Source organism: Mesoplasma entomophilum (assembly GCF_002804125.1).
Lineage (GTDB): Bacteria > Bacillota_I > Bacilli_A > Mycoplasmatales > Mycoplasmataceae > Mesoplasma > Mesoplasma entomophilum.
This window is the reverse complement of the sequence record NZ_CP024966.1, coordinates 291,786-309,444: the sequence shown is the minus strand read 5'-3', so window position 1 is coordinate 309,444 and position 17,659 is coordinate 291,786. Positions and strand designations below refer to the sequence as shown.

Sequence of the window (17,659 nt, the reverse complement as noted above, 5' to 3'; positions counted from 1 at the left end):
TCTTATCCTTTTTTTACTTTATTATATTAATTTTAAGACAAAATCAAAAATTTATCATCACTTAATTTAGTAAAGATAGCTAAAATGGACTTTATTTCATCAAAACTTATTATTTGAAAATCATTTTTAATCAATATTACTTTTTTATTAATGTAAAACACATTTAATAATTTAATTATTTCTTTTTCAAGTTGAGTATTAGTTTCTGGTTTAACTAGTTTAGTTATTTTAATTGAATATTTATTTAAAAGGTCATTAATTTCTTTAATAGTAAAAATATTTATGCCTTGCTTATTTGATGAAGTTATATTTTGAAAAATTGTTCCAAATTTAATTTGAAAATTTTTTGAATAATAAATGTGTTTACGTAAATCAGATGTTTTTAAATTACTAATGTTTTTATTATTTATGTAGACGTTAACATTTGTGTCATTTTTAGTTTTATTTATATTACCTAAATCAATTTTTGAATTTATTATGTTTAGCCCTTTAATTAATTTTATTTTTTCTTCTGTGCTTGAAATTTCAATATTGTTTATATCTTCATTAAAGTTAATGTAATTATTTTCAATAAAAATCTTTTCAAATTTAATAATCGCTATTTTATATTTTTTTATTCAGATTATGGTTTGACCCAAATTAAAAATATTAACTCTGCTAAAGTTTTTTAATAACAAAATTATAAAGAAAAATGAAAACTCTAAATTGCCATTTTTTAATAAAGACCAACTAATAATATAAATTAATATTAACCCAGCTTTATCTCAAACTTCAATTCAATTAAGTGTTGAGTTAGCTAATTTGTCTTTTTCTTCTAGTTTAATAAGTTCATTTAATACATCATATTCAGCACAAATATTTTTTATGTGTTGTATATTACTTAAAAAATTAAATCATTCCTTATCAGAACTTAAATTATCTTTTTTAACAAAATTGTTTATACAAATATTTATAAATATATAAATAATGTCGGATATAAGTATTATTAAAAACAACTCTTTAATAATAAAATAAATAAAAATTAAACTTACTATTTCAGAAATAAGTGATGAAACGCTGCTTTTTAAACTGTAGTTTTCATATTGACATACTCATTTTATTTCTTGATATAAATAAAATAAATCTTCTGAATTTGTAGTTTCAATTAGATTTGAAAATTTTTTCAATAAAGAATATTTTCTTTTTTTATAATTAATATTAATGATATGAATTGATATATTCTTGAATAGAATATTGAATAGTAAAATAATTAGTGGAAATAAGTAAATCAAAAAGTCTTGTGTTTTTTCAGATAATGAGTTTGAAAACATCTTCAAAAATTGTGTATCTAAAATAAATAAAATTGTTGATATTAAGTTTATTATTAAGTAAAGAATAAAATCAAAATTGAAAATATTCAAAAACTTTTTAAAATTAAATTTAAAGTCGTTATTAAATTCTTTAATATTAGATTTAAAAATTATTACATTGTCATTAAAACTTTTTAAAAATTCAGGCAAACTTTGCTTTGTCTTTTTTTCTTTGCTAGGGTCAAATATAATTAAATCATTTTGCAAAATACTTTCGACTATAACAAAATGCAATAGTCCATCAGAATTAACTACTTGTGCTAAAAAGGGAACTTTATTTTTTAGTTCTAAAAAATCTTGGTCTACTTTAAAAGCATCTCCTTTCAAATAAAAATTACTAGCTAAATCAATAATGTCATAAAAACTTAGTTCATCATCATGAATTGATAAGTAATTTTTAACTTGTTGTAAATCTATTTCATACTTATAAAAATGATTTATCATCATTGCTATGCAAGCTACACCACAATCTTGATATGAGGTTTGTCTCACTATCTTCAAAAAAATCACCTCACTGTATTAGTAAGGTGATTTTGTTAAATAATTACAAGTTGTTGTTTAATTTTTTCTTTTTGTTCTTTCCCTTGTAGATATTCTATTATATTTAAGGCAAATGGGACTACTGTTCCAATACTTGATCCTGTAACGATATTTTTGTCTATAATACTATCTTTTTCTTGAATAAAAGCTTTTTCTAAATATTTATTAGAAGTAGGGAATTTTACAATTTTAATACCATCAATAATGCCAGCTTGACCTAAGATTTGTGGTGCAGCACATATGGCACTAATCATTTTGTTACTACTATTAAAATCTCTTATTAAATTTAATAATATTTCATTATCAAATAAATCATTTACCCCGGGTCCTCCAGGTATAACGATTCCATCATAATCATCTGAATTCAATGATTCAACCTTATATTCTGTTTTTACAATTATATTATGAGAACCTACTTGAAAATCTTTTTCTTGAAGATTGTATATATCTACAATGATTTCAGATCTTCTCAATATATCTATTGTTACAATAGCTTCTGATTCTTCAAAATTTTTATGCAAAATAATTGCTACTTTTTTCATAACTTCTCCTATTCGTGAGTTTCACTTAATAATCCAGCTGGATCACCTTTTCTTATTTTTCTAGTTATAACAGATAAACTTCCAAAGAAAGATAATCCTATAATAATAGCTGAAACAATAAATGGTCATCAAGTTAGAGCCATTGGTATGGCAAGCCCATATGAGGCTAATATTATTGAAACTGAAGACATTGCTGCAGTTGCTAATAGTGTTGATATAAATCAAGCAAATACTGCCAGGATACTAACTACCCCAAATGAATATTTCTGCGTTTTTCAATTTGAATATCCGAATGACTTCATTAATATCATAAACCTTTGTAGTGAAGCTATGTAAATATCTCCGATTAACATTATTAATAAAGATGCTGTGATAATTACGATTATGATAAAGAATGAACCTAAAATAATAGCTAAACTTGTTATTTGCTTAATCAATTCTTTTTCTGTTGAAAGAAGCTTAGAACTGATAATTCCACTTGTTGTATATGCTTGAGATATGTTTCCAATTGGTGATTGACTTAACATTAATAATCCATTATTTTCTGAAACACTTTGTCAAATACCTGTTGTTAAATCAATTGTTTCTTCAACATTTGAATATTTTGTATTGCTTCACATGTATTGAGTATATTGAGTTGAGTTTGTACCTTTTGATAACATATTAGTTCAATCATTTAAATAAATATCTTGATTATCATCGCGCAATTCATATCTATCAAACTCACTGACAATTTGATTTCCATTATTATCTGTTATAGTTTCTCCTGCTTTAACTTTTGGAGTATCTTCAAAAACATTATTTTTAACATCTTGTTTTTTTGCTAGAGAATAATTTGAAAGAATATTAGCCATCTTTTGATCCATTAATATTAGACTTGTATTATAAGAATTTAATGTTCCTACAACTTTATAGTCTATATTTAAATCTGAATTTAAATACTTAACAGTATCATTTTCTTGTTTAAATAAATTATCTCTCATGGCATTTGCATATCAAACATAATTAGATTCTTTTTCTAACAAGTTTGCTAAACCTTTGTTTTTGTAATCAGTTTTTTTATAACTTAAAGAATAAGGTTTAATTTTAATATACTTGGAATCTTTTGCTGATGAGTACATGCTTTCTCAAGCATGTTTAACATCTTCTGGTATATTATCACCACTAATATTTGATTCAAAGTATTTTGATTTATCTGGTTGTTTACTTGAAACGTTAGCTCATTCATCAACTGAGCCAATTAAATTTTCGGGGATATATAACTCAATATTTTCGTACTGATAGTATGGTCTAACATAACTTACACCATTTTCATTGTCATCAATAGCAAAATCATTAAACATGTACGCATTATTATCTAATAATATGTTTTCATTTTCACCAGTATATTGGATCTTATAAGTAAATTTATTGTTATCAAGATTTGCAGGATCTAAATAGTTTTTATCACTTATAACACCTGTTCTATTACTTTTAATGCTTGAATCTTTATCTTTTTGATTTAAATTAGTTTTAAAGTAATCTGAATTCAAGAAATCTGAATCATTATATACTCAAGCTTGTTTTGGTAAACTTAAAAATTGATTATCATTTTTTGATTTAAATTTTAATTGATTTCCAAACACACCTTCATTTTGTAAAATTTTGTTATTTGATAAGCCATATTTATTTTTTGCTTGATTATTTGGCATTATAGGAACTGTTAAAGTTTTTGTTTGGGCATCATAATAGACAAAACCATTTTCTGAAATTGATTTTGTCATATCTCATTGATTATTTATTAACATTTCAATTTGAGTTGCTGTTTTAGCACTTACAAATATTTTTTCATTGTCCAATTCAAATGCTTGTTGATTTGGGTTTATACCTGTAAAATTCATATTTTTAAATTTTTCAGTATCAACATTTATATTTGTAGCTAATGAATCTTGATTTTTAGTAACTTTTTTAACATTATATCCAAAAGCATATTGTTCTTTACGTGAGGGATCTTGTAAATATTTTTCTACATAAGGAGGAACATTTTTTAAAATAATTGACAGAATATCTTCTTTTCAATTACCTGTTGACTCTCCTGAACCTCCACCCAAGATAGCACCAAGTATGATCGGTATTGCATCTGTTAAGTTTTTTGTAATAATATTAAACTTATTTAAGTTATCCATGTCACTATTTATTCTTGAATAAGCATTTGTGCCATAAGCAGTCGCATCATAATAAGAATTCATAATAACATTCAATGCTTGATCTATCATACCAACACTAAATTGTGAACCTATACCATTTGCAAAGTTATTACCAAATTGTTCAGTAACTAATTGAAATAATCCTGTATTATTAGTATTTTCTTCTGTATCTGTTGAATAAATCGCATTATTACTTGAATCATTAACAATATATTTGAATGTATTTGTGATTTGTCCATTATTATCTTGGTTTTTTGAATAAACATATTTAGATAATGGAGAAACATCAAATGATGAATCATAACTATATGTTGGATTTGAATAATAATCCATTAAAGCTGTAGATTTAAAATTCTTGTCTATTGTTTTTAAATCTTCAGTATAACTAATTGTCGATTTCGACAACGGCGCGTTATAAACATTTTCTGCAAATCTATGATAGTTGTTATAGTTCAAATGGTTATAGTAACCATTTTTAGTTGTTTCAACTAAAGCGGGAATCGATAGGCCAAAGAAAATCAAGAAAGAAGAAATAAAAATTACAAATGTTGTTGTTGCTGTATTTCTAATTGCCGATGCACTTACAATTAAACTGAATCTTAAAGTAAATTTTGAATTTGCAAAAACTCTATTTATTCAGTTCATTATTGCAGCTTGTTGTTTTATTTTACCAACCTTGTTCAGCATTAAAGTAACATCTTTTCTTGTTTCAATGTATGCAAACAAAATAGACAAAATAATTACAGCAAAACCAAATGCAAATATTCCAATTAATAAAGCAATAATTGAAATTGATATTTGTGAAATTTGTACACTAAAATACGGAACAAACATTTTAATAAATATTAGTTGTACTGATGTTCCAACTATTCAACCAACAGGTATTACAATGAAGGTTATTATTAAACCAATAACAGCATATGATTTTGCTATTGAGAACGAATTCACTCCCATGGCTTTTAATATTGCTATTTGCTTTATATTTGCATTAACCATTTTTTTAATATAAATTATAACTCCTAATAATGATATGATACCAACAATAACAGATATTGATATCATAGCTATTAATAACCCTGAAACTATTAATGGTTGAAGGATTCAATTCATTCTGTAACTTGATTTATCAAAAGTTTTAACATTTTGTGATAACGGAGTAAATGATTTAAAAGTTTCAAAGTTTTTTAGAACATTATCATCTTTAGATCATAAAAAATAATTAATATTTGTATTAGATATTTGTTCTTTTGAAGTTGATTGTGAATTTTGAACTATTGGAAATAAAGTTTCTTCACTACCATATATAATTGCTGAGTTTCTATATTGAGGTAATGGCACATTTTCATCAACAATTGGATAGTAAAAAAATGTGTCAGTCGCAACACCTACAACGGTTAAAACTTGAGGGCCTATTTTAATGACTGAATTATTCTTAATTTTATGCGCTTTTGCATACTGTTCAGAAACTAATACTTCCCCATGACTTAAAGGTAATCTACCACCTTCATTTTCATTTAATATTTTTAAGTTAGTGTGATTATATTCATCAAGTATGACAGCTTTATATTGTATTTGATTTAAATTGTCAAATACATTAAATTCTTTTCTAAATTCAATATCAAAATTTGAGTATGATGCTGCAATTTTTAAAAACATTCTATAATTATTTGACATGTTATTTGTTCATGGACTATTATCACTAAATAATGAATAACTGTTTTGACTTCAAGTTAATCATTCAATATTTCTTTCCGAAAATAAATTAGCAAAAAAATAATCAGACATGTCGGAATTATTAATTGCACTGAACTTACCACTTCAATCATCATTTAAACTATCTGAATTTAAACTTAAGGGATTTAAATTGATATATTCAGATGAAGCTTTAGTTATTTTATTTTCTTCATCATAGAATGCAATAATTGGGGTTGATTTACCTTTTAAACCACTTTTTTGAATTTCTGCATGAACACCAGAACTATTATCATTTCCCACATATATGTAGTTTTTTTCTTTTGTATCTCCTGTTACTACAGAATCATACAATTTGTTTTGCTCATTAACTATTCACTCTTCGGATACATTTGATTGATTTCAGTTGTATAGAATATCCTGACCTGTTAAAAATTGAAAAATAGCTTTTCCTCTATTTTCTCTTGCAAAACCTCAAATAGAATTATTTAAAAAATCTCTTATAAAAGCAAACACACTTGAAAAAGCATTTGATGCATATAAGTAGATATCCTTATTTTCAATTCCAATAATATCATTAATCTGTCAATTATTATTATTTAAATCGTTAAGGGCAAAAGCAGTGTTATTTTCATTTATATTCTCATTAAATTTTTTGGTTGAAAGATTTATTTTTATATTATTTAAATCATGTTCTATAAAGCTTTTATCTTCTATTTGGTTTATATAACTAACAATAGGAACATAATTTAAATAATCTACACTTGAGTCTTTATGATTATAGTAAAGATCTAAATCTGTATAAAAACTTTCCAATAATAACATTCTTGTTGTTCAAAAAAATGCATTTGATGTAAAAGCATTTCAATTGCTACTTGAATCTTCATTGTAAGTATTTGAAATAAAAGTATTTAGCATTCTGTTATCTTTTTCAAAAGCTTCTGTAATAAATGTTCTTCCATATATTGAATTAAAGTTAATGTTCACTGTTTCTACTTGATTGACAATTGTTCTTGAATCAATTGGTAAAAAACTAAGGATTAATTGTTTTGAAACTTTATTAGTTGAAGGTTGATTTTTAATGAAAGATAATTGATCAGAAATGTGATAATCAAATTTCTTAACATCTCCTACAACTGAATTATAAGTATGATTAAGTCTATCTTTTATTGTAAGTGAACTTGTTAAGACTACTATAGACATAAAAGACAATAACAAAATACTTAGGAATTGAATCCTAAACTTAAATATGGATTTTAAACTTTGTTTAAAAAATAACCAATTATTTTTTATTTTACTCATATTATTGCCTTTATTTCTTTTAATAAAATTATACAATATGATAGCAAAAAACTTACCAATTTTTTGGATAAATTCCAAAGTGGTAAGTTTTATTTTTTATTCGTGAGTTTCCATCAACAGACCTGCTGGATCTCCTTTTCTTACTTTTCTAGAAATTAAAATTAAACTTCCAAAATAAGAAAAAGAAACAACAGCTAAACTGGCTACAAATGGTCACCAAGAAATAATGAATGGGACAGCAAATCCTGTCATTTTAAGCATGAACATAATTAATGCTATTAATCCACATGCTAGTAATGTAGCTAATATTCATCCAATAATAGATAAAATAGTTACTGTTCCAAATGAGTATTTCTGAACTTTTCAATTTGAATAACCAAATGATTTCATTAAAATCATAAATCTTTCATAATGCGTTATATAAATATCTCCGATTAATATAATTAGTAACGAAGATGTTATGATAACACTTACAATAATTAACATTGCAATTGAAATTGCTAATTGAGAAATTTGCGTTATTAAGTCTTTTTCAATACTTAATAATTTTTGATCAGCTACTTGCAATCTCAATTCTTCTTTAGATATATTACCTATTGGTACTTGTGATAAATGCAGAATACCATTATTCTCTTGTGTTGTTTGAAAGAATCCAGTAGTTAGATCAACTGCTTCATCAATATTAGAAAATTTAGCATTGTTTCACATCATTTGTGTATAACTAAGCGAATCAGCACCATTATTTAGCATTTTTGTATAATCTGAAACATATAAATCTTCATTTTCGTTATGCAATTTATACTTATCATAATTAGATGTAAATGCTGCACCATTAGTGTTAATAGTTTGTCCTGCTTTAATTACAATTTCTGGCTCAAAGAAATTATAATTAACATCGTATTTTTTGCTAATTGAGAAATTACCAATTAAGTTTGCTAATCCCTGATCAACAATTGTTAAACGACCATTATATGAATCAAGACTCCCAACAGATTTTAAACTAACTTTTAAATCAGTATTTGCATACTTAACTTGAGTTATTTCTTGTTTAAATAAGTTTGCTCTCATTGCATCAGTAAATCACAAAGGTTGTCCTTGTACGATATTTGCTAAACCTCTGTTAATTGATTCTTCTTTAGAAAAACTATATTCCAATGAATAAGGCTTTATCATTATGTAGCCTTTAGAACTAGCTTCAGTTCCATAAACTGATTCTCATGCTTTTTTAGTAGCTGATGGTATATTGTTTGAGGCTACATTGTTTTCAAAGTATCCTTCAGCTTTTACACCATTTTTTTTGTTAAAATTTGCTCATTTATTTATTCCATTTTTTTCTTCTTCATTTAATAATGCCTTAGGCAGGAACAATTTAATATTTGAGAATTCATAATATGGTCTAACATATGAAATTCCTTCATTATTTTTAACAGCAAAATCATTAAATAAATAGCTATCCTTTTGAAGGATATTCTGGTCATCGTATAAATATTTATATGTGAATTTATTATTATCTAAATCATATAAACTTAAATAACTTTTATCTGTTTGATATGTACCTGTTCTATCATTTGTTATAGTTTTAGCTTTTTCGCTATCTTTACCAAAAGAATTATTAAAGTAATTTGAATTAATAAAATCAGAATCATCATATATTCATGCTTCTTTTGGCAGAACATCATATGTTGTGTTATTTTCATTTTTATGTTCGAATAAAATTTGTTGTTGTTTTGTGAAAATATTATCAATTGTGGCATTTTTATTTAACTCATATGAATTTAAAGCTTGTCTATTAGGTAAGATCGGCACATTTATTGTGTTTGTTTCATGATCATAATATTTAAAGCCATTTTCTACAATATCAGAATCATATTTTGTGCCATTGAAGACATTATTTATTTTGTCTAAAGTCTCTTCACTTACAAAAAGTTTATTTTTTAAATTATCATTTATTGTAAATGCTTTTTGATTTTTTTCCAAACCAGTTAGATTAATATTATTTTTACTGTTTGAAACTTGAATATTTGTTGCAAAAGTTTCACTGTCTTTAAAAATTTTTTTAACACCATATCCAAATCCATACTGTTGGACTCTTGAAGGGTCTTGAATATAACTTTGAACAAATGCTGGGGCTGCTGATGATATAACTGATAATATTTGTTCTTTTCAATCTTTTTCACCACCACTTGTGTTTGATCCTAATATGCTTCCTAATATCATTGGAATAGCTTGAGTTAAGTTCTTAGTAATAACATCATATTTCTTTTGAACTAAAGCGTCAGTTAAATATGCTTCTTGAGCAATATTTGTTTCAGGTTTTAGTGTAGTTGCATCATAAAGTGAACTTGATAAAAGACCAAAAATTTGCTCAATAGTTCCGATTGAAAATTGAGAACCTATTCCATTAGCGAAGTTATTACCAAATTGTTCTGTAATAATTTGGAATAATCCAGTTTTAGCTTCAGTTTCACCTTCACTGTTTGATGGCATGTTTGCTGAATCAGAAACTAAATACTTAACTGTATTTGAAAATACAGGTTTATCATTAGCACTCATTCCATTATACAAGTACTTAGAAATTGGTGATGAATCATACGTTGATTCAAAATAATTTGAAGGATTTGAATATGAATAAATGTCCCCATGTTTAGTATAATCTTTGTCTATTACATTAGGATCTTTTGAATAACTTATTGTGCCTTTAGACAATGGCGCATTAGAAACGTTGTCAATATAATTATAACTATTTGAATATTCAACATTTTTATAATATGCAGATTGAGCTGTTTTTACAGTTGCTGGAATAGTGAATCCTATTGAAACTAAAAATGATGTTATAAAAATAACTATTGTCATTAAATATATATTTTTTCTATTTGTTGAAGCTAGAGTTATACTAAATTTTAAAGTAAATTTAGATTTATTGAAAACTGTATTTTTCATTTTATTTAAAATTCAAGAATGAGTTTTTTTAGTTTCTTCAACCCTTAAAATTTCAATAACAGGTTTATTTGTTAGTCTTCATGCAACCAAGAATGAAACGATCACAGACAATAAACCAAAAAATATGAATCCCAAAATAAGTGGTAAAGCAGAAACTTGGATTTGATATAATTGAATACTGAAATATGGAATAAATAAATGTACAAATCCAGATTGAACTAGTAATCCTATAGCTCAACTTAATGGAATAATAAATATAGCAATAATAACTGATTGTGCTATGTAAGATAAAGCAATGTTATGTGGTTCCACACCCAATGCTTTTAAAATACCTATTTGTTTTGTATTTGCCTTGATTGACTTTTTAAGTGATATCAATAAACCAGATAAAGCTATTGCACCTATTATCAATGATACTATGATGGTAAATAAACTATATGCCAATACAACTTGAGGCTGTAAGTCTCAAGAAAATCTGTATACAGATTCAGAAAATGTTTTTGGTTTTTGAGATGTGGCAAATAAATAATTGAATAAGCTCATGTCTGATTTTTCATTTGTTCAAACAAATCTTTTTGCATATGTTTTAGTTATTTTTTCTCCATTTGAAGAAGGTGCATCTTGACTTAATGGTTTTATTGTATCTAATGATGCATAAATAATTCCCGTGTTTTTAGGTTGTGGTATTGGTAAGTCATCGTTTACAACAGGATAATATGAAAATGTATCTGTAGCATATCCAACAACAGTAAAGTTCTGAGCTCCTACTTTTAAATCTGAAAATAACGGTATTTTTCTTGCTCTAGCAAATTGTTCAGAAATTAATATCTCACCTTTTGCAATTGGTTTTCTTCCTCCCTTATCGGGATTTAATATTTTTAAATTTGAGTGATTCATTTCATCTAAAACAACAACTTTATACTGAACTTGTGATGAATTATCAAATACTGAAAATTCTTTTCTGAACTCTGTATCTACATTTGAAGCAATTGCTGCAATATCAGATTGCATTTTGTATGTAAAAGATAATATATTAGCTACTTTATTATTCATATTTGCATAATTCTTGCCTTGCAAAATTCAATCATAATTAGAATCATTCATTAACTCATTAAAGAAGCTTTCATTAATTTTAGTAGAGTCAAACGCTGTTAGCCTAGCAGACCAATCATCACCATTTGCAGCTGATTGTAATTTAAATGAATTAAGGTTTATAACTTTATTATTTTTGTTATTTTTTTGAACAAATGTTGGAGTAGATATGCCTTTTAATCCATTTGTTTTTATAGCCTGTTCAATGTCCAGTGTAGAGTTTGAATTAATTTTTATTAAGGCATCACTATTTGTTGAATTGTTTACTCTAAGTGAATATTTATTTTGATTATTAACAATTAAATTAGGATTAATAGGAGTTTCTCTTAAACTATTACCTGTAATTATTTCATATGTTACATCTGCAAGTTGACCTGGATTTGTTTCATTCAAATTGTACGTATTATTAATTTCAGAAATGTATGCGGCAATACTGCTAAATGCTATTGTTGAAAAATAAAACAAATCCTTTTCTTTTATTTCATACATATCAATTGGATATATTGATTGGTATTTTTTAATAACTTCATAATCAGATCTTATTTCATCTTTGTTTAAAGATAAAGCATAAGCAAAAATTGGTGCTTTTTCTAAATTGAGAGAACTTTCTGTTTCTTTTCCATTTAAAGCTGCAACTAAATCACAGTAAAAATAATTTAATAATATGTTTCTTGTTTTTACCATAAAATCTTTACTAGTTAAAAGATCTCAATCGCTTGTTTCATATGTGCTTTTCATTTTTTGATCTAGAAATGCTTCAGTTATAAAAGTTTTACCACCATATATTTCATTAAAAGAAATATTAAAAGTTTTAGAATCTCCATTAATTGTTGAGTATGATTCTGGGTCAACAAACATTATCATTGGATTTTGTGAAACACTATTTGATGTAACCCCACCAGAGATACCAAAAAATTCATCAGCATATTCATAATCAAACTTATCAACACTTTTTACAACTTCGTTGTAAGTATGGTTTAATCTATCTCTTAAAGAAATAGAGGTTGTCAAAATAAAAATTGATAAAAAAGAAAGAATTAAAATAATAACAAATTGAATTTTAAATTTAAATATACCTTTTAAACCTTGCTTAAAAAGTAATCAATTACTTGTTTTTTTCATAAAAGCATCCTTTCCTTTTTTCTGTTTATTTTTTTCTAGTTATATTTGAAATATAGAAATATTTATTTCCTATTGATTCATTCATTGGAACTTTATCTCTTTTTAAAGTAACTTGATAAGTCTCTTTAATTTTGTATTTTTTATTTTTGTAAATTAAGTTATATTTTATTTCGGCATCATTATGAATTTTGTCAAAATTTGAATAATTGAGAATTTGAGTTGTTCAGTTCTCTTGATCAAAGAAATGACCAAAATTATCATTATAATATTGTTTTTCCGATGTTTTTGACATTCATGATATTCCCTCAAGCATAACAGAAATCATTTTAATTGTATTTTCTCTTTTTTCAGGTATTTCTACACGTTTTCCATCAACAATTACACCATGACCATACGCTTGAGCTATTGAGTCAAATATTGAACCCTCCATAAATTTATTTGGATTTTCAGGATTTAAACCTAAAACATTTACTATTGACTTTGAATCATTAACTACTTTGTTATCAAAAGTAACTGACTCATTTTTTAATGCTGCTGAAACAACTTTTAAAGTTGCAAATAAATTATTTGGATCTGTATAATGCTCATTGTTAATTGAGATAGATTTATAAGAACTATTGAAAAACGAAAGAATAATATTTCTAATAGCACCTAAATCAAGGAAGTATTCTTTTCCTTCTATTGGGTCTATAAATTGTTTAGAGATAGTGTCTACAATAGTAGCTATTGAAGAATTTTTCATACCGTATAAAAATTGCATATTATTATCATAATCAATATTTAACATTTGAGTGAAAATTATATCCATTTTAGTATTAAAAATTGAACTTAAATCCTTAAAATTTTTAATTACAACATCGCTAAATATAGGTTTTTTTGAACCATCTTTAGTTGTAAAATAATTAATAGTTTGGAAAATACTTTTCAGTAATCCACCATCATATAAAGCTTTAAATGGGTTTTGAGATCCTGTTAAACTTGATATTTTTAACAATGGAGCTGAATCAATAACAACTTTATTGTGATTTTTAGCATTTACTGATTCTGCAAGTAAATATAATATATCACCTATCAATAATATTGATTTCCCATCTTCTGTTAATGGTCTAAAAACAGCTTCATTCAATAAAGACTGAATTATTGTATACATATCTTTATTTTCATTTGCTAAAATTTCTTGTAAAACACCAAGTAATCTAATTATTTCTTTAACAATTTCCTTTGGTAAAGAATTATTTACTTTAAGAATCTCAGTTAAAAATTTTATTATTTCTGTTATGTTTAAGCCAAACATTTTAGATTGATTAGATTTGAAACTATAAGTTTCAGGAGTAGTTGAAGAATTACTTGATAAAGCTTGAAATATTGGTTCAACAATTATATTAGACTTTGGTTTAAAATCAGCAGTTGATGTTGGAATACCAAAAAGAACAATAACAAGGTTTTTTGCTTTTCTTATGTCTCTTCCTGGATTTAAAAAATTATTTAAAATTTTAAAAGTTTTATTAAGATTTATTTGATCATAATTTTTAACATCATTAGCATTTATCTTTTGACTTAAAACATCACTTAAATTATCTGGAGTAATATTTGTATCTATAATATCAGCAAATTCTTGAATGTATCATATTAGCGTAAATATGTACTGAAATGCTGATGACATTTTGCTAAGTGCTCTAGATTCTTCATTTATTGAGTTTTCTCCACTATCACCACTACCTTTATTGAAAATCTCTGTCCAAAAATTTCTCGATATTTCATTTATTGCTTCATATTTTGTTTTACCAACATATTTATTTAAAGGATTAGAAAAACTTTGTTTCAAACTTTCAGGAAGTTTTTCAAATTTTAATGATAAATCCTCTAAAGTTTTTGCTAAACTTTGTTTTGTTGCGCTAGGCAATTGGTTTAAAATAGTAGCAATATTATCATTTAAAAACCCTGCTTCTGAAACACTAAAGTCACTTCCTAAAACAACACCAATTAATGATGAAACTATACCTGCAGTTGTAGTTATAGAACTTGAACCTGTCTTTTTACCTTTATGTGAATTATCATTTGTTATACTTGATGAATTTATGTTATTGACTCAATTACTCCCATAGTTTTTAAATAAATAACGATCCATCTTTGTATTATCATCATTAGGTTTATTTGAAGGTGAAAGTAATAAATCTTCTTTAGGCAAAAATTGACTAGCTTTCATGCCACTAAAGTTATTTAATGTATATGAATAACCAATGTTTGCATTAGTTGTTGAATATTCAATTCCGTTTATTTTTTTACTGTTGTTATTATAGTCATTAATAGCCAAATTAGAGTTTGGCATATTACTTGAAGTTAATATTTGTGCTTCAGCAGAAACATTTGCAACATTAATTATCTTTTGAATACTTTTTACAAATTCACTTTTAGCTTTCATCGTATAAGTACAACTAACAGTTGCAGTTGATGAAGCTAACATACTAACAGCAGTCAAGCTTAAAAGCATTTTTTTCATATTAACTCCCTTTCCTTTGATTAATATAAACTAAAAATATTTATATTATTATACCATTTTTAGATATTTAGATAAAAAAAGAGGTCAATTTAAATACTAAAAATAAAAAAATAAGGGTTTTAAGACCCTTATAGTTTGTTATTTTTTAATTATTATTCCTCTATATCTTGTTGTTGATAAAATAGTTTCTTTTATTCCTTGAACACCAAATCCTGAGTCTTTTACTCCTAAGAATGGTAAAACATCAGGCCCTCTTTGAGTTCTTCTATTAATATTTACAGTTCCAACTTCTAATTGTTCAGCAACTTTATAAGCTAAGTCTACATCTTTTGAATAAACTGAAGTTTGTAAACCAAAATTTGATTTGTTAGCAATATTAATCATGTTTTCAATTTCATTTATTCTTATAATTGGAAGCACAGGACCAAATGGTTCCTCTCAAGCTACATTCATCTCAACTGTAACATTATCCAACAATGTAGGTTGCAATAAGTTTTTATCTCTAGATCCACCATAAACCAAAGTTGCTCCTTTTTTAATAGCATCATTAATTAAGTCAGTTACAAAATCAGCACTTTTTTTATCTATCATAGGTGTAATGATAGGATTTTCGCTTGGTAATCCAACAGTTAATTTAGCAACTTCTGCCTTAATTAACGGTGTTAGTTTATCTGCTATATCATTTGTAGTAATAACCCTTTTAATTGCTGTACATCTTTGTCCAGAATAACTAAATGCCCCTGCAACTATATCTTTAGCAATGTTTTCTAAGTTATGATCATCTAATAAAATAGCTGCATCTTTCCCACCTAATTCTAAAACTAAGTCTTTTGAGCTTGAAATTTCCATTAATCTTCTACCCACAGGTACACTTCCTGTAAATGAAATAAAGTCAATTAATGGGTTTGTTACAATAACATCTCCAATTTCTCTTCCACGCCCAGTTACAACGTTTAATACACCAGCTGGTATACCGGCTTCAATTGCTAATTGACCAATTTTAATACCTACAATACTTCCTTGAGTTGCTGGTTTAAATACAAATGTATTTCCAGTTAATAATCCTGGTGCTAATTTAGAAACAGCTAAATTAATAGGGTAGTTAAATGGTGAAATACCAACACCAACACCTTTTGCTATTCTTTTGTATTCAGCAATTATATCTTCGTTGATACCTTTAGAATTTTTATCAAAAGTTAAAACTTGTAAATCATTATATTCTGAAATTGTTAAATCTATATATTCAGCTGTTCTACGAACTTCAGTTAAACAATCTTTATAGGCTTTTGCAATTTCATGCATCATTGTTGTTGCTAAATCTTCTTCGTTTTTTAACATTAGATCTCTTCATCTAGTTAAAAACTCAATTCTTTTTTCAATACCAATTGCTTCTCAGTTTTTTTGAGCAGCCTTAGCAGCCTTAAATGCTGAGTCTATTTCTTGAGCAGATAGTGCACTAACTTGTGCATAAACTTCATCAGTTGTTGGGTCCATAATATCTAATCAAGAGTTAGATTCTATTTCTTGATTGTTAATTATTGCTTTGAATTTTTCCATATTAAATTCTCCTTTATTTGATTGTAATTTAATTTTAAAACATTCAACCTACTATAAGGCAATACAAAAATAAAAATTTAATTATTTTTTAATGTTATACATAATGATTGAACCTGCAATTGCTGCATTTAAAGATTCAACTTCATTGCTCATTTCTATGTTTAAATTAATGTCTATTAAAGGTTTAAGTTCTTCACTTATGCCTTTTGCTTCATTGCCTATTATTAACGCATAGTTTTGATTTTTGCTAAATTCTATTTGTTTCAGAAATTTTGATTCATCATTTAAAACAGTTCCTATGATTTGGTAATCATTTTGCTTCAATTTGCTAATAACTTTAATTAAATCATCATTTATTAAATTTATTGAAAATAAGTTTCCCTGAGTAGACCTTAAAACCTTAGGATTATAAAAACTAACAGAATTGTTTGAAGCAATCACAGTCTGAAAATCAAAAGAAGCTGCACTTCTAATTAAAGTACCCATATTACCTGGATCTTGAATTTGATCTAAAATTAATATATTTTCTGACATATTAATTTCTTGTTCTTCCAATGTGCAAGTTGCAAAAATTCCTTGGCTTGTTTTGGTTGAAGAAATTTTATTTGAAACATTTTCTGAAATTAAGATACATTCAAAATTATTAATATCATAAATTTTGCTTAACATTTTTTCTTCCAAAAATATAGTTTTGACAATATTTCTTTTAATTGCTTCATTAACCATATGCAATCCTTCGATTACAAAAAGATTTTCAATCATTTGGATTTTTTTATCATCTCTTAATTTGATTAAATCTTTGATTTTGTTATTTGATGTTGATGTTATTTTTTCCAT

The 17,659-nt window shown here is 25.6% G+C and carries 7 protein-coding genes; all 7 read right to left on the bottom strand.

Annotation, left to right across the window (positions count from 1 at the left end):
• Window positions 1-32: 32 nt before the first annotated feature.
• The gene (locus MENTO_RS01405; protein ID WP_167372672.1) at window positions 33-1,841 is read right to left on the bottom strand and encodes a cysteine peptidase family C39 domain-containing protein; all 1,809 of its coding nucleotides are present in this window, start codon (window positions 1,839-1,841) and stop codon (window positions 33-35) included.
• A 44-nt stretch (window positions 1,842-1,885) separates the two neighbouring features.
• Window positions 1,886-2,431, bottom strand: a complete 546-nt coding sequence (locus MENTO_RS01400; RefSeq protein WP_099651102.1) for a DJ-1 family glyoxalase III — start codon at window positions 2,429-2,431, stop codon at window positions 1,886-1,888.
• A gap of 8 nt (window positions 2,432-2,439) precedes the next feature.
• Window positions 2,440-7,512: an ABC transporter permease gene (locus MENTO_RS01395; protein WP_167372671.1), complete on the bottom strand. Its 5,073-nt coding sequence runs from the start codon at window positions 7,510-7,512 to the stop codon at window positions 2,440-2,442.
• 195 nt (window positions 7,513-7,707) lie between these two features.
• Window positions 7,708-12,765 carry an ABC transporter permease gene (locus MENTO_RS01390; RefSeq protein ID WP_099651100.1) on the bottom strand — a complete coding sequence of 1,686 codons (5,058 nt, stop codon included), beginning with the start codon at window positions 12,763-12,765 and terminating at the stop codon, window positions 7,708-7,710.
• Between the two features lie 25 nt (window positions 12,766-12,790).
• On the bottom strand, window positions 12,791-15,265 hold the full coding sequence (locus MENTO_RS01385; RefSeq protein WP_099651099.1) for an MOLPALP family lipoprotein: 2,475 nt from the start codon (window positions 15,263-15,265) through the stop codon (window positions 12,791-12,793).
• A gap of 138 nt (window positions 15,266-15,403) precedes the next feature.
• On the bottom strand, window positions 15,404-16,822 hold the full coding sequence (locus MENTO_RS01380; protein ID WP_099651098.1) for an NADP-dependent glyceraldehyde-3-phosphate dehydrogenase: 1,419 nt from the start codon (window positions 16,820-16,822) through the stop codon (window positions 15,404-15,406).
• 81 nt (window positions 16,823-16,903) lie between these two features.
• Window positions 16,904-17,659, bottom strand: a complete 756-nt coding sequence (locus MENTO_RS01375; protein ID WP_099651097.1) for a TrmH family RNA methyltransferase — start codon at window positions 17,657-17,659, stop codon at window positions 16,904-16,906.